General features: G+C 62.5%; 13 protein-coding genes. 7 read left to right on the top strand and 6 right to left on the bottom strand.

What is annotated here, in order from left to right:
- Positions 1-353: 353 nt before the first annotated feature.
- Positions 354-1,046, bottom strand: a complete 693-nt coding sequence (locus tag BFQ01_RS29525) for a GntR family transcriptional regulator (protein ID WP_065925188.1) — start codon at positions 1,044-1,046, stop codon at positions 354-356.
- Between the two features lie 2 nt (positions 1,047-1,048).
- A complete protein-coding gene (atzF, locus tag BFQ01_RS29520; protein WP_065925187.1) occupies positions 1,049-2,845 on the bottom strand; it encodes an allophanate hydrolase in 1,797 nt (598 codons plus the stop codon).
- A gap of 246 nt (positions 2,846-3,091) precedes the next feature.
- Between atzF and BFQ01_RS29515 the strand changes: the two genes are divergently transcribed.
- On the top strand, positions 3,092-4,468 hold the full coding sequence (locus tag BFQ01_RS29515; RefSeq protein WP_027608450.1) for a pyridoxal-phosphate dependent enzyme: 1,377 nt from the start codon (positions 3,092-3,094) through the stop codon (positions 4,466-4,468).
- Complete coding sequence (locus tag BFQ01_RS29510; protein WP_065925186.1) at positions 4,465-5,631, top strand: cystathionine gamma-synthase; 1,167 nt, start codon at positions 4,465-4,467, stop codon at positions 5,629-5,631. Before BFQ01_RS29515 ends, BFQ01_RS29510 begins: the two co-directional genes overlap by 4 nt.
- A 63-nt stretch (positions 5,632-5,694) precedes the next feature.
- Here BFQ01_RS29510 and BFQ01_RS29505 read toward each other — a convergent pair whose 3' ends face one another.
- Positions 5,695-7,893 (bottom strand): OsmC domain/YcaO domain-containing protein, encoded by a 2,199-nt coding sequence (locus BFQ01_RS29505; RefSeq protein WP_065925185.1) that lies wholly within the window; start codon positions 7,891-7,893, stop codon positions 5,695-5,697.
- A 266-nt stretch (positions 7,894-8,159) separates the two neighbouring features.
- On the opposite strand from BFQ01_RS29505, the gene BFQ01_RS29500 reads away from it, so the two are divergent.
- The 5 genes from BFQ01_RS29500 (at position 8,160) to BFQ01_RS29480 (ending at position 14,464) form a co-directional block, all read left to right on the top strand.
- Positions 8,160-9,314, top strand: a complete 1,155-nt coding sequence (locus BFQ01_RS29500; protein WP_065925184.1) for a GGDEF domain-containing protein — start codon at positions 8,160-8,162, stop codon at positions 9,312-9,314.
- A gap of 190 nt (positions 9,315-9,504) precedes the next feature.
- A complete protein-coding gene (locus BFQ01_RS29495; RefSeq protein WP_370671254.1) occupies positions 9,505-10,986 on the top strand; it encodes a methyl-accepting chemotaxis protein in 1,482 nt (493 codons plus the stop codon).
- A 303-nt stretch (positions 10,987-11,289) separates the two neighbouring features.
- On the top strand, positions 11,290-11,910 hold the full coding sequence (locus tag BFQ01_RS29490; protein ID WP_065928080.1) for a LysE family translocator: 621 nt from the start codon (positions 11,290-11,292) through the stop codon (positions 11,908-11,910).
- A gap of 132 nt (positions 11,911-12,042) precedes the next feature.
- Positions 12,043-12,978 carry an EamA family transporter gene (locus tag BFQ01_RS29485; RefSeq protein ID WP_065928079.1) on the top strand — a complete coding sequence of 312 codons (936 nt, stop codon included), beginning with the start codon at positions 12,043-12,045 and terminating at the stop codon, positions 12,976-12,978.
- Between the two features lie 148 nt (positions 12,979-13,126).
- Positions 13,127-14,464, top strand: coding sequence for an MFS transporter (locus tag BFQ01_RS29480; RefSeq protein ID WP_065928078.1), 1,338 nt, complete (start codon positions 13,127-13,129; stop codon positions 14,462-14,464).
- A gap of 124 nt (positions 14,465-14,588) precedes the next feature.
- On the opposite strand, the gene BFQ01_RS29475 is transcribed toward BFQ01_RS29480, so the two are convergent.
- The 3 genes from BFQ01_RS29475 to BFQ01_RS29465 all read right to left on the bottom strand — a co-directional run bounded on the left by BFQ01_RS29475 (position 14,589) and on the right by BFQ01_RS29465 (position 17,754).
- Positions 14,589-15,086 (bottom strand): DUF2269 family protein, encoded by a 498-nt coding sequence (locus tag BFQ01_RS29475; RefSeq protein WP_065928077.1) that lies wholly within the window; start codon positions 15,084-15,086, stop codon positions 14,589-14,591.
- A gap of 3 nt (positions 15,087-15,089) precedes the next feature.
- Positions 15,090-16,217 (bottom strand): saccharopine dehydrogenase family protein, encoded by a 1,128-nt coding sequence (locus tag BFQ01_RS29470; RefSeq protein WP_065928076.1) that lies wholly within the window; start codon positions 16,215-16,217, stop codon positions 15,090-15,092.
- Between the two features lie 130 nt (positions 16,218-16,347).
- On the bottom strand, positions 16,348-17,754 hold the full coding sequence (locus BFQ01_RS29465; RefSeq protein ID WP_065928075.1) for an XAC2610-related protein: 1,407 nt from the start codon (positions 17,752-17,754) through the stop codon (positions 16,348-16,350).
- Positions 17,755-17,873: the final 119 nt, after the last annotated feature.

The following is a 17,873-nucleotide window of genomic DNA, read 5'->3' as shown; positions in this document are numbered from 1 at the left end:
CCTGACAGAACACAGGGAGGCTGATTGGGGCTGCTGCGCAGCCCAGCGCGGGGCAAGCCCGCTCACCACAGCAAGCCCGCTCACCACAATAAGCTTGCGCAGGCTCAACCAATAACGCATTCGAGATTGCACCTCCACGCCCCACGTGATCTGAGGACTACTCCTAACCTGTGGCGAGCGGGCTTGCCCCGCGTTGGGCTGCGAAGCAGACCCAAAACCAGGCGCTGCGGTTTACCCGACAGAACACAGGGAGCCTGATTGGGGCTGCTGCGCAGCCCAGCGCGGGGCAAGCCCGCTCACCACAGCAAGCCCGCTCACCACAATAAGCCCGCTCACCACAGAAGCTCAGGGCATCAGGAAATCTGCCCCCCCACCTGCCGGGCCGTATGCAACCGGTGCAACGTGATCTCGCGCACCGCCTGCTTGCTCAGTTCGATATGCCGCTGCAGCAGGTGCTGCGCCTGGTCAGCCTGGCGTTGCACGATGGCCGAGAGCAGTTGCCCATGCTCTTCGTACGTCGCCGCAATGCGGGGCGCCTGGGTAAAGTCGAGCCGCCGGATGATGCGGATTTGCTCGGTGATGGCGTAGTGCATGCGCGCCATTTCACGGTTGCCGGTGGCTTCCACCAACGCGCAATGAAAACGCTCATCCAGCGCCGATACGGCCTGGGCGTCCTCCAGGCGCTCGCCCTCCTGCACCTGCCAGGTCGCCTGCAACGCTTGCAGCATCGGGTTCGGTTCGTCCATCGCACATAACCGGCCGACAGCCGCCAGTTCCAATACGATGCGCACGTCGTAGAGCTCTTCGAAGTAGGCGAAATCGAACGGTTTCACCTGCCAGCCGCTGCGAAAATACACCTCGAGATACCCTTCCCGTTCCAAGCGATACAGCGCCTGACGCACCGGCGTGCGGCTGGCGTGCATGCGTTCGGCCACCTCGCCTTCGCTGAAACGATCGCCCGGCAGCAGTCGGAAGTCGAAAATATCCGCCTTGAGCTGCGCGTAGATCTGCTCGGCCAGGCTGTCGGGGCGTGTCTTGGCCCCCATGCTTAACCGCGACTCGCAATAAAGGCGCGCCAGCCACCGAACTCGGTGATGTCGAGGGCGTCGGCCAGGGCCCAGGGCTCGCAGATGAAGCCTTTGACGCTGCGCCCATCGGCCAGCAGCAGGTTGCCGATCCCCAGCGGCGCGGGGATCTCGGCGACGAACTCGCCAAAGCGTGCGAGGGGCATGTCCCATAGCTCGACGATGATCGCCCGACCGCTGTCCGCCTTGGCCAGCCCGGGCTTGGGCGGCACCGTGCCCGGCAGCGCGTACAGGCGGTAGGTGTCGGCCGTCAGGGTTTGCTCCACCAGCACCGCGTTGCGCGTCGTCAGCTGGACATTCAGCGGCATGCCGGTGAGGTGTGCGCCCACCACTGCCACGCGCACGCAGCCGGGGGCTTGGGCGGGTGCGGACGGTGCCGGCAGATAGCGCTGGGTGGCACCTAAAGGCAGCTCCAGGCTGGATTGCCAGCGCTTGCCCAGGTGCGCCAGCGCCGTGTCATGCCAGGCCGGTGCGAGCAAGGTAATGCCGCTGGGCAAGCCATCGGCGCGGATACCGGCCGGCAGCGCCAGGGCCGAGAGGTCGGCCAGGTTGGTGAAGTTGGTGTAGTAGCCGAACTGCGAGTTGTAGCGCACCGGCTCCTCCGCCATCTCGGCCATGGTGCGCAGGGTTGGCGAAGTCGGCACCAGCAAGGCATCGAAACCGGCCAGGCTGTCATTGATGCGGCGGCTCAGTTCGGCCCGCAGGTATTCGGCTTTGTAGGCGTCGCAGGCGCTGTACTGGCGGCCATTTTCGACAATGCCGCGCACCACCGGGTTGATTGCCTCGGGCTGGTTTTCGAGCATGCTTTCCAGGGCCACGGTGCGTTCGGCAACCCAAGGGCCGAAGTACAGCTGGTCCGCCAGTTCCTTGAACGCAGTGAAATCCACCGGGGTGATCACCGCGCCCAGCGCCTTGAAGTGTTCGACCGCGTGTTCGAACACGGCCTGGTTCTGGGTATCGCCGAAAAACTCCAGGGCCGCCGGGATGGCCAGCTTGATCGAAGCGCCCACCGCCACTGGCGCCGTGTTGGGGTTGGCGCGGGAATAGGCGTCGCTGGCGTCGTATCCCGCCGCAACGTGCGCCACGGTCTCGGCATCTTCCACGGTCAACGCAAACACCGAGACGCAATCCACCGTGCGGCAAGCCGGCACCAGGCCGGTATTGGACAAACGCCCCTTGGTCGGCTTCAAGCCGACGATATTGTTGAACCCCGCCGGTACACGCCCGGAGCCCGCCGTGTCGGTGCCCAGGGAAAACGCCACCAGCCCACGGGCGACCACCGACGCAGAACCGGAGCTGGAGCCGCCGCTGACGTAATCGCCATTGAAACTGTTGCCCACCGCGCCATACGGCGAGCGGGTGCCCACCAGGCCGGTGGCGAACTGATCGAGGTTGGTCTTGCCCATCAGGATTGCGCCGGCGGCGCGCAGCTTCTGCACGACCGAGGCATCCCGGGTCGCGCGGTAGGCAAATTCGGGGCAGGCGGCAGTGGTGTACCAGCCGGCCGCATCGATGTTGTCCTTGATCGCAAACGGCACGCCATACAACGGCAGCTGGGTCATATCGCCGCCCAGGGCTGCCAGCCGTTCGCTCAACTGTGCCAACTGCTCGGCCAATGACGACGGCTGGGCGCGGGCGATCCAGGCGCTGTCCTCGGCGGGGTATTGCGCGGCCAGGGTGAGCAAAATGTCCGGCGTGATCGTGCCGTTGCGGTAAGCGGCCTGCCATTCACCGAGGGTCCAGCCAACAACGTTGTGCATGGGAAACTCCATCTTGTATCCAAGTTTGGATTTATCTAAAGCAAAGCCCACGCCAGGTCACTCTGCCAATGAATACAAGGGTATCGCCGCAAAACATGCGCGTAGATGGCGCACCCGGGCATCGCCCATGCGCCAAAAAAAGTCATTCAATCGACCCCTCGGTTGCGACCGACCCAATACCGACCTACTGTTCCAGACCATGCTCTGCGATTTGCTGTCCCCCACCCTAAGCCCCCAGGTGACGACATGCCCACACTACCCCGCCCTGCCGTACTCGAGCTGATCGGCAACACGCCGCTGGTTCGGGTCAGCCGTTTCGATACCGGCCCCTGCACGCTGTTCCTCAAGCTTGAATCCCAGAACCCCGGCGGTTCCATAAAGGACCGCATCGGCCTGGCCATGATCGACGCCGCCGAACGCGACGGCCGCCTGCGCCCCGGCGGCACAATCATTGAAGCCACCGCCGGCAACACCGGCCTGGGCCTGGCGCTGGTGGGCCGGGCGAAAGGTTATCGGGTGGTGCTGGTGGTGCCCGACAAGATGTCCACGGAAAAAGTGCTGCACCTCAAGGCCATGGGCGCCGAGGTGCATATCACCCGCTCCGATGTGGGCAAGGGCCATCCCGAGTATTACCAGGACATGGCCGCGCGGCTGGCCAAGGAGATTGACGGCTGTTTCTTCGCCGACCAATTCAACAACCCGGCCAACCCCCTGGCCCACGAGACCAGCACCGCGCCGGAGATCTGGGCCCAGACCCAACACGATGTAGACGCGATTGTGGTGGGCGTCGGCTCGGCCGGCACCCTCACCGGCCTGACGCGCTTCTTCAAACGGGTGCAGCCCGAGCTGGAAATGGTCCTCGCCGACCCGGTGGGTTCGGTGATGGCCGAATACAGCCGCAGCGGCAAGCTGGAAACACCCGGCTCGTGGGCGGTGGAAGGCATCGGCGAGGACTTCATCCCGTCGATTGCCGACCTGTCCAGCGTACGCCACGCCTACTCCATCAGCGATGAAGACAGCTTCGACCACGCCCGCCAGCTGCTCAAGGCCGAGGGCATTCTCGGCGGTTCATCCACCGGCACCCTGTTCGCGGCCGCGCTGCGGTATTGCCGCGAACAAACGGTGCCCAAGCGCGTGGTCACCTTTGTCTGCGACACCGGCACCCGCTATTTGTCGAAGGTCTACAACGACCAATGGATGACCGATGCAGGCTTGCTGCACTACAAGCACTACGGCGACCTGCGCGACTTGATCGCGCGGCGCTTCGAAGATGGTCGCGTGATCAGCGTGAGCCCCGACGACACCCTGCTCACCGCCTTCCAGCGCATGCGCCTGGCGGACGTGTCGCAACTGCCGGTGCTGGTGGACGGCCGCGAACTGGTGGGGGTGATCGATGAGTCCGACATCCTGCTGGGCCTGCACCATGACGCGGCGGACTTCTCCATGATGGTCGCCAGCGCCATGAGCGACAAAGTCCACACCCTGGCCCCCGGCGCCAGCCTGGCCGAATTGCAGGCTGAACTGGACCGCGGCCTGGTCGCCATCATTGCCGACGCGGCGGGCTTTCACGGCCTGATCACCCGCGTCGACCTGCTCAACCACCTGCGGAGATCCCTTGCATGAGCCAGCCCGATAAAAGCGCGTTTGCCACCCGTGTGATCCACGCCGGGCAGTCACCTGACCCGACCACGGGCGCGCTGATGCCGCCGATCTACGCCAACTCCACCTACCTGCAAGACAGCCCCGGCGTACACAAGGGCTTCGACTACGGCCGCTCCCACAACCCCACGCGGTTTGCCCTGGAGCGCTGCGTGGCCGACCTCGAAGGCGGCAGCCAGGCGTTTGCCTTCGCGTCCGGGCTGGCAGCAATCTCCACGGTGCTGGAGTTGCTGGATGCCGGCGCCCATATCGTGTCCGGCAACGACCTCTACGGCGGCACCTTCCGCCTGTTCGACAAGGTGCGCCAGCGCAGTGCCGGGCACCGTTTCAGCTTTGTCGACCTGAGTGATGTGGCGGCGTTCGAAGCGTCCTTGCAGGACGACACGCGCATGGTTTGGGTCGAAACCCCGAGCAACCCGCTGCTGAGCCTCACCGACCTCGGCGCCATCGCCCGTATCTGCCGCAGCCGCGGCATTCTCTGCGTGGCCGACAACACCTTCGCCAGCCCGTGGATCCAGCGTCCGCTGGAGTTGGGTTTCGACATCGTGGTGCACTCCAGCACCAAGTACCTCAATGGTCACTCCGATGTGATCGGTGGCATCGCCATCGTCGGCGACAACCCCGAGTTGGCCGAGCGCGTGGGTTTTTTGCAAAACTCGGTTGGTGCCATCGCCGGCCCGTTCGATGCCTTCCTCACCCTGCGCGGCGTGAAAACCCTGGCCCTGCGCATGGAGCGCCATTGCAGCAACGCCCTCGACCTGGCCACCTGGCTGGAACAGCAACCGCAAGTATCCCGGGTCTATTACCCAGGCCTGGCGTCCCACCCGCAGCACGAACTGGCACACAGGCAGATGCGCGGGTTTGGCGGGATGATTTCAGTCGACTTGAACAGCGACCTGGCCGGCGCCACGCGCTTCCTGGAAACCGTCAAGCTCTTCGCCCTGGCCGAGAGCCTGGGGGGCGTGGAAAGCCTGATCGAACACCCGGCGATCATGACCCACGCCAGCATCCCGGCGGCGACCCGCGCGCAGTTGGGGATTGGCGACGGGCTGGTACGGTTGTCGGTGGGGGTTGAGGACGTGGAGGATCTACGGGCGGACCTGGCGCAAGCCTTGGCCCGTATATAAATCCCCCAGGCAACAGGGATCAACTGTGGGAGGGGGCTTGCCCCCTCCCACATTGGGTACGCGTCACCCCTGGACGATGTTGGCACGCGCCGAATGCAGCTTCTTGTAGCTCTCGATCAAGCGCAAATGCCGGTCCAGCCCTTCCAGCTTCATGCTGGTCGGTGTCAGCCCATGGAAACGCACACTGCCGTTGACCGAGCCGATCACCGCATCCATCCGCTCATTGCCGAACATGCGGCGGAAGTTGGCTTCGTAGTCCGCCAGTTCCAGGTCGTCGTCCAGCTCCATCTCCAGCACCGCATTCATCGCCTGGTAGAACAGGCCACGCTCAGCGGTGTTGTCGTTGTACTGCAGGAACATCTCCACGCACTCCTTGGCCTCCTCGTACTGCTGCAAGGCGAGGAAGATCAGCAGCTTCAATTCGAGGATGGTCAGTTGGCCCCAGGCCGTGTTGTCGTCAAACTCGATGCCGATCAGGGTGGTGATGTCGGTGTAGTCGTCCAGCTCGCTTTCGATCAGGCGCTCGACCAACCCCTGCAATTCCGCTTCGTCCAGGCGGTGCAGATTGAGGATGTCCTCGCGGAAAAACAGCGCCTTGTTGGTGTTGTCCCAGATCAGGTCGTCCACCGGGTAGATTTCCGAGTAGTCCGGCACCAGGATGCGGCAGGCGGTTGCGCCGAGGTGTTCGTACACCGCCATATAGGCTTCCTTGCCCATGCCTTCGAGGATGCCGAACAAGGTCGCGGCCTCTTGGGCGTTGGAGTCTTCACCTTCGCCTGAGAAGTCCCACTCGACAAATTCGTAGTCCGATTGGGCGCTGAAGAAGCGCCACGACACCACACCGCTGGAGTCGATAAAGTGCTCGACGAAGTTGTTCGGCTCGGTCACCGCCTGGCCTTCGAAGGTCGGCTGCGGCAGGTCGTTCAAGCCTTCGAAGCTGCGGCCTTGCAGCAGTTCGGTGAGGCTGCGTTCCAGCGCCACTTCCAGGCTCGGGTGGGCACCGAACGAGGCGAACACGCCGCCGGTGCGCGGGTTCATCAAGGTCACGCACATCACCGGGAATTCGCCGCCCAGGGACGCGTCCTTGACCAGCACCGGGAAGCCCTGGGCTTCCAGGCCTGCAATACCCGCCAGGATGCTCGGGTACTTCGCGAGCACGTCAGCCGGCACGTCCGGCAGGGCAAATTCGCCCTCGATGATTTCGCGCTTCACTGCCCGCTCGAAAATCTCCGACAGGCACTGCACCTGGGCCTCGGCCAGGGTGTTGCCCGCGCTCATGCCGTTGCTGAGGTAGAGGTTCTCGATCAGGTTGGACGGGAAATACACCACCTCGCCATCCGACTGGCGCACGAACGGCAGCGAAACGATGCCGCGCGCTTCATTGCCGGAGTTGGTGTCGAACAGGTGCGAACCGCGCAGCTCGCCGTCGCGGTTGTAGACCTTCAGGCAGTAGGCGTCGAGGATTTCCCCGGGCAGCTCGTCATTCGGGCCCGGCTGGAACCAGCGTTCGTCCGGGTAATGCACGAACGGCGCATTGGCCAGTTCCTCACCCCAGAATTGGTCGTTGTAGAAGAAGTTGCAGTTGAGCCGCTCGATGAACTCGCCCAACGCCGACGCCAGGGCGCCCTCCTTGGTCGCGCCCTTGCCGTTGGTAAAGCACATCGGTGAATGGGCGTCGCGGATATGCAGCGACCACACGTTCGGCACGATATTGCGCCATGAGGCGATCTCGATCTTCATGCCCAGGCCGGCAAGGATCCCGGACATGTTGGCGATGGTCTGCTCCAGCGGCAGGTCCTTGCCAGCAATATAAGTGCCCGCCTCGCTGCCCGCGCTCGGCATCAACAGGGCCTGGGCATCGGCGTCGAGGTTGTCCACTTCTTCGATCACGAACTCCGGCCCGGCCTGCACCACTTTCTTCACGGTGCAACGGTCGATGGAGCGCAGGATGCCCTGGCGGTCCTTATCGGAAATATCGGCCGGCAACTCCACCTGGATCTTGAAGATCTGGTTATAGCGGTTTTCCGGATCGACAATATTGTTCTGCGACAGGCGAATATTGTCCGTGGGGATGTTGCGCGTGCTGCAGTACAACTTGACGAAGTACGCCGCACACAACGCCGACGAAGCCAGGAAGTAATCGAACGGCCCCGGTGCCGAGCCATCGCCTTTATAGCGAATAGGCTGGTCGGCAATCACCGTGAAGTCATCGAACTTGGCTTCAAGCCGGAGGTTGTCGAGAAAGTTGACCTTGATTTCCATGGGGGCACACCAGAATAACGGGCTAAACAAAAATGGCCGCCATTATGAGGTTTTTCATCGGGAAGTTTCAGGCTTTTCAATCATGCGGGGTGATGGATAGCGGTTCTACCGGCGCGATTCCCCGACGGATGTGCTGAATAACAAGTGAATATTTCATGAATCAATGCCCCGCAAATTTTATCTCATAGCATTTGAAAAGCCGCTGGAACGGTGCCAGCATAGCCATATGCCACTATTTGATTTCAGGGCTTCAGGTGAGGGTCAATATGGAATATCAACTCCCTGCGACAAAGGCGATGAGATGGCTGACGAATGCAGACGCACCGTATGACACGCGCATACGCAGCGAACTTATAGCCGGGCCTTTTTCTTCCAAGGGGGTGCTCTGGGTCGGTTGGTTTAACAGCCTGGTGATATGCACAGTCGCGGTTACACTGCACCCGAGCCAATTCTTCATTGCCTGGCTCATCATTGATTCGATGATCTGGCTCTCACGGTTAGCACTGCTGTATTGGATCAATAAATACGGCGGCCAAAAATATCCTTATGTCATTGATCTATCGTTATTACTGGGCCTGGTCTGGGCGGCGGAGCTGGGCCTGGGTACCGCTGGTTGCCTGATCAGCGGCGATGCGATTCTTCAAGTTCTCGGGTGCACCTCAATGGTGAGCGTGAATGCCGCGATCGCCATGCGTAATCAAGGTGTACCGCGCTATGCATTTACTCAAATATTGCTGACGGATGTGCCCATGAAGCTCGCCACCTTGTTTCAGCCGGAACCGCTGCTGAGGATATTCCTGCTCCAGGCCCCGCTGTACTTGACGGGCATGTGGCTACTGCTCAACACGTTGAACGATAACCTGGTGCGCGCGTTACTGGCCGAGGCCAAGAACGAAATCCGCGCGACCCATGACCCCCTCACCGGCCTGTACAACCGTATGGGGATACTCGAACTGATTGAAAACACCCTGGCCCGCAGCCGGCATGCCGATAAACACTTTGCGGTGCTCTATATAGATCTGGATGGTTTCAAGAGCATCAACGATAACCACGGACATGCCGAAGGTGACAAGGCGTTAGCCGAATTTGGTGCAACACTTAAATCGATTGTCAGGCTAAATCAGGATTGCGCCGGCCGCTTGGGTGGAGACGAATTTATTCTGCTGATGAATAATTCCGGCATGACCTCTGCCACCCTGGCAGCGCAACGAATTATAGAAACATTGCGACAGGCCTCTGAGCGTTGCGCTCTTCCCTATGCCTTGCAAGCCAGCATCGGCATTGCCCTCTTTGAAGGCGCCGACAGTACGTCACATACCTGCGCACAAACAGTGATTGCCCATGCGGATGGTGCGTTATATGAAGCCAAGCGCGCAGGCAAAAACTGTTTTCGTATCGCACCAGGACAATTCGCCACTTAGGCCCTCCTGAACGCCATTCGTCACGTCCCGGTTTATATCAAACAATCGCCATCAACTTATTCCGTGTGATGCCGATGAACTTATGGCAATTCAGGGAGTAGTCGGAATGCGCAACAACCAGCCCGTAACACAGCGCGAGATTTCACTCGCGCCTTCGCAAAAACTCATCTCCGCCACCGATGTTCAAGGGATGATCACTTACTGCAACGACGCCTTCGTCGATATCAGCGGTTTTGAACGCGCCGACCTGATCGGCGCGCCCCAGAACATCGTGCGGCACCCCGACGTGCCACCCGCCGTTTTCGCCCACATGTGGAGCGCGCTCAAGCAAGGCCTGCCGTGGATGGGCATCGTCAAGAACCGCTCGAAAAACGGCGACCACTATTGGGTCAATGCCTACGTCACGCCGATCTTCGACGGCAGCCGGGTCGTTGGCTTCGAGTCGGTGCGGGTCAAGCCTACGGCCGATGAAATCCGCCGCGCCCAGGCCCTCTACCGGCGTCTGAGCCAAGGCAAGCCGGGCGTGCCGCGCCAGGATGCCTGGCTGCCGGCGGCAGTGAGTTGCGTGCCGTACATGGCCACCGGTGTGGCTGGCAGCGTCGCCGGGCTGTTCCTCAGTGCACCGGTGGCCGTCGCAGTGGCCGTGGCGGTCGCGCTGCCGGTGGGCCTGCTGTGCTCGCGCTGGCGCCAGGGCAGTACCCTGCGTCTATTGGAGGGGGTCGAACCCTCGACGTCGGATGCCTTGATCGCGCAGATGTACAGTGACGCACGCGGCCCACAGTCGCGTTTAGAAACCGCGTTTCTCAGCCAGACCGCGCGCCTGAAAACCTGCCTCACCCGCCTGCAGGACAGCGCCGAACAACTGAGTACCCTGGCGGGGCAATCCGATCAGTTGGCTGCCGCCAGCGCCAAAGGCCTGAACCGCCAGCGCGTGGAAACCGAACAGGTCTCGGCGGCCGTCAACCAGATGGCCGCGACCACCCAGGAAGTCGCCAGCCATGTACAACGCACCGCCGACGCCACCCAACAGGCCAACGTGCTGACCGGGCGCGGCCGCGAAGTGGCGCGCGATACCCGTGAAGCCATCGAGCGTCTGTCCACCATGGTCGGCGAGACCGGGGTGACCGTGGCGCAACTGGCCAGGGACAGCGACGAAATCGGCAGCGTGGTGGATGTGATCAAGGGCATCGCCGACCAAACCAACCTGCTCGCCCTCAACGCCGCAATCGAAGCAGCGCGAGCCGGCGAACAAGGCCGAGGCTTTGCAGTGGTAGCCGACGAAGTGCGCCAACTGGCCCAGCGCACTTCACAATCGACCACCCAGATCCATGGGCTGATCACCAAGCTCCAGGCATCCTCCAGCAACGCGGTGCAAAGCATGGAAAACGGCCAGCGCCAGGCCCAGGAAGGCGTGGCCTGGGTGCTGGAAGCGGACCAGGCCCTGGTGGGGATCAGCGAAGCGGTGTCGCATATCACCGACATGACCACCCAGATCGCCGCCGCCACCGAAGAACAAAGTGCCGTCGCCGAGGAGATCAGCCGCAACATCACCACCATCGCCGAACTGGCCGACCAGACCTCGATACAAGCCCATCAATCCACGGACCTGAGCAAGGAACTGACCAATACCGCGGCCACCCAATACGCGCTGGTTGAGCGCTTCAACCGCTAGAGGCAGACAAGCTTCTCTAGTAAGCCCGCTTACTGTGGTGAGCGGGCTTGCCCCGCGCTGGGCTGCGAAGCGGCCCCAATAAAGATCACTGTGCTCCATCAGACAAACCGCAGTGCCTGGTTTTGGGGCTGCTTCGCAGCCCAGCGCGGGGCAAGCCCGCTCACCACAACAAGCCCGGTCACTCACAACAGGCCTGCTCACCATAGTAAGCCCGCTCACCACGACAAGCCCGCTCGCAACAAGATAACCACTCATGCCAAGCTTGGGTTAACGTCCACTCATCCCTCTGCATGAAGCCCGCTCATGTCCATCGCCGAGAACCTCATCGCCTTCACCTTCGCCGCCACCCTGCTGACCCTCACGCCCGGGCTCGACACCGCCTTGGTCCTGCGCACCACCACGGTGGAAGGCAAGCGCCAGGCGCTGCAGGCCACGCTGGGCATCAACGCGGGTTGCCTGGTGTGGGGCGCCGCGGTTGCCTTTGGCCTGGGCGCGTTGATCGCGGTGTCGGAGATGGCGTTCAACCTGCTCAAGTACTGCGGCGCGGCTTACCTGGCCTGGCTGGGGCTGAACATGCTGGTGTGTCCGCGCCGCTCATTGGCACCCGCTTCAGCCGATGGCAAGCCCGGCGGCAACTGGTTTATCAAGGGCATGCTGGGCAATGTGCTGAACCCCAAGGTGGGGATTTTCTACGTGTCGTTCCTGCCGCAATTTATCCCCCAAGGGCATTCGCTGATTGCCTGGACCTTCGGCCTGGTGAGCATCCATGTGTTGCTCGGGCTGCTGTGGTCGCTGGTATTGATCGGCGCCACGCAGTCGCTGTCCGGGTTCCTGCGCCGCGAAAAGGTCATCCAGTGGATGGATCGCACCACCGGCGTGATCTTCGTGCTGTTTGCCGCAAAGCTGGCGTTCAGCAAGCGCTGAGTTTTCCCCATGCCAAATCCCTCCTTGCCCCCTCGGCGCAAACACGCTACAAATCCCCCTTCACGAAGTTGTACGACAACCTAAAAATAAATCGCCATCCCCGACGATGGCGCCAACCGCCCGAGCCCCAGCATGACTCCGCCTGCCCCGACGCAAACTGCCCCCGCCCTGTTCTCCCGCCCCATTGCCGTGTTGATTCTGCTCTGCATGGGCTGTGCCTTCGCCGGCAATCACATCGCCGCTCGGGTCGCCTTCGATGATGGCGCCGGTGTGCTGTTGGCCATTCTGCTGCGCTCGGGTGGCACCTTGCTGGTGCTGGCGGTGCTGGTACTGTGGCAACGCCAAAGCCTGCGCCTGCCCGCAGGTGCATGGCGCTGGCAAGTGCTGCTGGGCCTGCTTATCACTACCCAGAGCCTGTGCCTCTACTCCGCAGTGGCCCGCGTGCCGGTGGCGCTGGCGCTGCTGGTGGGCAACGTGTTCCCGATTCTGCTTGCCCTGCTCACCTGGGCATTCGGCGGCCCACGTCCGACGGCGCGCACCGCCTTGCTGATGGGCTTGATCCTGGTGGGCCTGGTGTTTGTGCTGGACGTACCCGGCCGCCTCTCAGGCAGTGCCGATATCGGCCCGCAATGGCTGCTCGGCGTCGGCCTGGCCTTCTGCGCCGCGTTCGTGTTCGCCTGCGCGCTGTGGATCACCGACCACAAGTTGTCCCAGGTACGCGGCTCCGTGCGCAGCCTGCTGACCATCTTCATCGTATTCAGCAGTGTCAACCTCGCCGGCCTCAGCGGCGCCCTTCCCGGCGGCCTGAACCCGCCGGCCACGGGTACCGGCTGGCTGGCACTCGCAACGTTGGTGGTGCTGTACGGCACCGGTTTTATCGTGCTGTTCATGTCGGTCCCGCGCCTGGACATGCCGCGCAATGCGCCGGTCATGAACATTGAGCCGCTGGCGACGTTGCTGATGGGCTGGATCGTGCTCGATCAAATGCTCAGCGCCGGCCAGATAGTCGGCGGCGTCATCGTGGTGACCGGGATTGTGCTGCTGACCTATCGCACGTCTGCCCGGTAACGATAAATCCCCGCCTGACCTGGCCCAATTCCTGCCTCCCCCATCCCACCCGGTCGCTACTGACTATGCGGACGACTCTTTTGAGCCCGGCCGCCCAACACCCTCCCCGGATAATCCAGCATCCCCGACCCCTTCCGAGGCCTTCCCCATGACGAGCCCCTCCACCGAACAGGTAAGCCCCCAAACCCTGCGCAAGGTCATCATCGCCGCCGGCATCGGTAACTTCGTCGAATGGTTTGACTTCGCCGTGTACGGCTTCCTCGCCACCACCATCGCCCAACAGTTCTTCCCCAGCGGCGATGCCAGCGCGGCCTTGCTCAAAACCTTCGCGGTGTTCGCCGTCGCCTTCGCCTTCCGGCCCCTGGGCGGGATTTTCTTCGGCATGCTCGGCGACCGTATCGGGCGCAAGCGCACCCTGGCCATGACCATCCTGCTGATGGCCGGCGCCACCACCTTGATCGGCCTGCTGCCCACCTACGCCGCCATCGGCGTCACGGCGCCGATCCTGTTGTCGCTGATCCGCTGTGCCCAGGGTTTCTCCGCCGGCGGCGAATACGCCGGTGCCTGTGCCTACCTGATGGAGCACGCGCCCCGGGAAAAACGCGCCTGGTACGGCAGCTTCGTGCCGGTGTCGACGTTCTCCGCCTTCGCCGCCGCCGCCGTGGTGGCGTACGCCCTTGAAGCGTCGTTGTCCGCCGAGGCCATGGGCAATTGGGGTTGGCGCCTGCCGTTCCTGATCGCCGCGCCGCTGGGACTGGTGGGCCTTTACCTGCGCTGGAAGCTGGATGAGACGCCCGCCTTCCAGGCCGTGAAGCAGGAGCACGCGGTGGCCCACTCGCCACTCAAGGAAACCTTGCGCAACCATGGTGCGGCGATCTGCTGCCTGGGCGCTTTTGTGTCACTGACGGCGCTGTCGTTTTATATGTTCACCACCTACTTCGCGACGTACCTGCAAGTGGCCGGTGGGCTGAGTCGGGCGATGGCGTTGCTGGTGTCGCTGATCGCGTTGATCTTCGCCGCGGCGATTTGCCCGCTGGCGGGGCTGTATTCGGATCGCGTGGGGCGTCGGGTCACGGTGATGACGGCGTGCGTGTTGTTGATGGTGGTGGTGTATCCGTCGTTCCTGATGGCCAGTTCCGGTTCGTTCACGGCGTCAATTGTCGGGGTGATGTTGCTGGCGGTCGGCGCAGTACTGTGTGGTGTGGTGACGGCGGCGTTGCTGTCGGAGACCTTTCCGACCCGCACGCGTTATACCGCTTCGGCGATTACCTACAACATGGCGTATACGATCTTCGGCGGCACCGCGCCACTGATGGCCACGTGGTTGATCAGCACCACCGGCAGCAACCTGTCACCGGCGTTCTACCTGATTGCCGTGGCATTGCTGGCGTTGGCGGGCGGGTTGGCGTTGCCGGAGACGTCGAGGATTTCCCTGCACGACGTGGGCGCAGAGGACAAAAGCCCGCCGCCACTGCTCTCGCGTTAAGCACCCACACCGTCCAAACCGTAGCAGCGGCCGACGCATGAGCAGCGCTTTTTGAAGGGGCCGCTATGAACACAGCGGTATGCATCGTTGCACCGGTTTGGGATGCCAAGCCTTGAGCGGGCACTCAGCCCCCCGCCAACAGCCCAACCAACTGCCACGGCGTCATCTTCGTCACCATGATCATCACGATCACAAACATCCCCAGGAACCCGAAGACGCCCAGCCAGAACCATTTCCGGTACACACCACGGAATCCATCATCCAGCACCGTGTCGGTCTCGACCGCCCGCGAGGCCATCTGCTGCAAGCGCTTCTGCAGTACCAGCACCGGCAGCCACAGCGAGCCCACGCAGAGGAAGATGATCAACGCGGTCAGTACCCATTCCGTGGTCACAGACAGCCCGGCAAGCTGGATCAGCAGCAAGCCCGTGATGATCTGAATAACGCCCGCCGGCGTGGTAATCCAAGTATCAAACCGTACGACCATACGCGCCACATGGGCGATCACTTGCGGGTTGGCCGTGCGACTGGCGGCGATCAGGTAGAGGTACGAGCCCATGCCGAAGCCGAACAGGAAAATCGCCGCGATGATGTGCAGGTACTTCAGGCACAAGTAGAGCATCCGTCAGGCCTGCCCGTCAGAGAAGCGCACCGTCAGGCTCAGCTTCGTCGGTTCGTTGATGGCGGCCATGTATTCGTCGACGCTGATTTCGCCTACGCACGGGCGGGCACCGGGCTCGGGCACGTAACCGTGGGCCATTTTGGTGGCAAGGGCAACGGCTGCACAGCTGGGGATTTCCGGGCCCTTGTCGTCCAGGGCCGTGAGTTGCACCGCCAGGGACAGCGGCTGACCGTGCATGCCCAGGCCTTGCACGTCGATGTACATCGCGCTTTTGCCATCACCCAATCGTTCGAACCAGGTGCCCAGGCGATGCAGTCTGGCGGCCCATGCAAGGTGGTCGCGCACAATGCCCATGCGTAGCGCTTGCGCCAGCAAATAATTGGCGACACCGCCCAGTTTGAGCCCCGCACCGGCCTTGAAGCGCAAGGTATGGGCGCCATAACGACCAGCGAATATATCCATGTCGGGCACGTCCACATTGGCCAGCACCCGCGTGCCGAGCTGGGGCATCCTGCGCAGGGTCAGGTCCTGCCAGCCCAGCACTTCGTGCACCTGGCCCTGCTTGAGTTGCTTGATCGGTTTTCCCGCGTAGGCAAGCACACCTTCGATGGTCGACAGCCCCGGCATCTTCGCCGAAGAGGAAATGCCATGCTCGATGGTGTCGATGCGCGTAAAGCGATCGCGGTACTGATCGATGATGGCGGACGACAACGTCGGTACAGAGCTGCAACCGCTGAGGACGGCCACGCTCGCCTGCCGGGCTTTCGCATCCAGCACGCCGACGCCATTGACGAAGGTCCGGCAATCCGACAGGTCGCAGTAGTTCACGCCCGCGTCGATGCAGTGCTGGGCGACGGCATAGGATTGCCCCTGGAACGGGCCGCCGGTGTGGATCACCAACTGGATGTCCATCGACTGCAAGACGCCAGCGAACCCGGCCGCCATGGCATCGCCGCACCAGCTTTCGCACACGCGGCCGGAGGATGTTTTCAACGCATCGACTTTGCCCTGCAACTTGTGTGGGTGGCGGCCCGAGACCACCAGTTCAATGCCCGGCGCGCCCGCCAGGTGCTGGCAAATGATGCTGCCAAAGTTGCCGTAGCCGCCGATCACCATCACCCTGAGTGCCATTGCATGCTTCCCTGATCAATCAATTGTGCGCGGGGCCTGAGACAGGCCAGCAGCTGAAACGGCTAAAGATACCCGATTTGTTTAATCGCCTGAGCCAGGATCGACACTCAGGCAGCATTGCTCCCAAGCCTCAGGGCTGCTTACGATAAAACCCGGTCAGGTAGTCCTGGCTGTCCGGCGCCGAGTTGTGCTCGATCACGGCAAAGCCCTTCACCAGTTGGATGTGATACGGCCCGGCCCGAGGGGGCGCCTGGGGTGCGCGCACGATGATCAGGTTTTCGGTTTCCATCGGCACGCTTTGGTGCGTAGTGATGATGATCTTGTCGGTGCCGGTGTCTTTGAGCGTCACGCTGAGTTCCGCCACTTCCCGGCCCTGGGCGTCGCGTTCGGGAAGGATTTTCAGGTCCAGGTCACCGTCGCGGCCGAGGAAGTCATCGCGCATCTGGTAATGGCCATCGCGCTGGTCGCGGGCCACGTCGCCGAGTTTGTCGTACTCAGGTTCCCGGTCCTGCCTGTGCAGTTGAATCTGCAGCTCGGGCTGGTCGCCCTTGGCGCCACTGACCCAGGTGCCCGCGTAGGCATAAGGTTCGACGGTTTCCCGCGTGATGCGCCAGATGCCGGTTTGACGGCCATCATCGGCATATTCGTGCAGGTAGATAAACGACTGGTCGCCGTACTCACCCTGGTCGCCCACCAGCTTGATCGGCTTGCCGCTGCCGCTTTTGGTGTAGCGCAACTCACCGATCAGCACCGCGCCTTGTTGCTGGTACCAGAGCTGCACCGGGATCTTGCCGTTGAGGGTGCCGGTCAGGAACTCGGGGTCTTCGTTGACCGGCCCTTCCAGCCTGGGCGTTTCCAGCCACTGGCCGTCCTTCCACTCACCGGTGGTGCGCAGCATGTAGCCGCTGGGCATGCTGTTGTTGGCGTCATCGTCCGTCGCCGGCACTTCTGCCTGGGTGTACGCGCTGAGTCGCACCAGTTTGCCATCGCGCATCTGATAGCGGCTGGCGCGGGTCCAGCAGCAACCCCGGTCGGTCTGCGAATGGATAATGCCGTCCTTGGTATTGATCGAAAACATCCCGCCGGAGGTCTCGTTGGCGAGGTCGGTCAAGGGGCCATTCAGCACCCAGCGGGACGTGTGCGGGTCTTGCAGATACACGTCGTAACTGGACTGGAAGTCCTTATCCGCACCGGTGCCATTGCGGATCGCCAGGTCCTGGCGGCCATCCTGGTTGATATCGGCGAAGTACACCACGCCGTTCTCCCCCATCAGGCGCCAGTCCACGGTTCTGCCTTGCTGGTCCAGCGGCACCTGGGCATCCGGGGTCTGCAATTGCTGAAGGACTTCAAGGGAGCGTTTGTCGCGCAGGGTGATGAGCGCCGGCGCCAGGTGCTGCAAGTCCTGCGGCACCTCCGGGAACAACACTTCGACCAGGTATTGACCACTGGGGTCATTGACCGAGAACGAACGGGGCTCGGCCATGACGGGAGCGGCCAGGGCCAGGGAGAGGAGTACACCGCTGAGTCGCGTACGCATCCAACGCATCCTTGCTGAAATTCGGGGGCGGCAGTGTAAAGGCAAATGGCGAAGGCATCGAACAAATCGCTGTTTAGGCGCACTCAATGGCTGCTATGTTTTGTGCCTCACAAGCCAAA

This window comes from Pseudomonas sp. 8 R 14, from assembly GCF_900005955.1.
GTDB lineage: Bacteria > Pseudomonadota > Gammaproteobacteria > Pseudomonadales > Pseudomonadaceae > Aquipseudomonas > Aquipseudomonas marginalis.
This window is presented reverse-complemented; position numbering and strand designations above follow the sequence as displayed.

Coding starts and splice junctions, on each gene's coding strand:
- BFQ01_RS29510 (WP_065925186.1), top strand. CDS start 4,465: ATGAGCCAGCCCGATAAAAGCGCGTTTGCCACCCGTGTGATCCACGCC.
- BFQ01_RS29505 (WP_065925185.1), bottom strand. CDS start 7,893: ATGGAAATCAAGGTCAACTTTCTCGACAACCTCCGGCTTGAAGCCAAG.
- BFQ01_RS29475 (WP_065928077.1), bottom strand. CDS start 15,086: ATGCTCTACTTGTGCCTGAAGTACCTGCACATCATCGCGGCGATTTTC.
- BFQ01_RS29490 (WP_065928080.1), top strand. CDS start 11,290: ATGTCCATCGCCGAGAACCTCATCGCCTTCACCTTCGCCGCCACCCTG.
- BFQ01_RS29470 (WP_065928076.1), bottom strand. CDS start 16,217: ATGGCACTCAGGGTGATGGTGATCGGCGGCTACGGCAACTTTGGCAGC.
- BFQ01_RS29485 (WP_065928079.1), top strand. CDS start 12,043: ATGACTCCGCCTGCCCCGACGCAAACTGCCCCCGCCCTGTTCTCCCGC.
- atzF (WP_065925187.1), bottom strand. CDS start 2,845: ATGCACAACGTTGTTGGCTGGACCCTCGGTGAATGGCAGGCCGCTTAC.
- BFQ01_RS29515 (WP_027608450.1), top strand. CDS start 3,092: ATGCCCACACTACCCCGCCCTGCCGTACTCGAGCTGATCGGCAACACG.
- BFQ01_RS29465 (WP_065928075.1), bottom strand. CDS start 17,754: ATGCGTACGCGACTCAGCGGTGTACTCCTCTCCCTGGCCCTGGCCGCT.
- BFQ01_RS29495 (WP_370671254.1), top strand. CDS start 9,505: ATGATCACTTACTGCAACGACGCCTTCGTCGATATCAGCGGTTTTGAA.
- BFQ01_RS29500 (WP_065925184.1), top strand. CDS start 8,160: ATGGAATATCAACTCCCTGCGACAAAGGCGATGAGATGGCTGACGAAT.
- BFQ01_RS29525 (WP_065925188.1), bottom strand. CDS start 1,046: ATGGGGGCCAAGACACGCCCCGACAGCCTGGCCGAGCAGATCTACGCG.
- BFQ01_RS29480 (WP_065928078.1), top strand. CDS start 13,127: ATGACGAGCCCCTCCACCGAACAGGTAAGCCCCCAAACCCTGCGCAAG.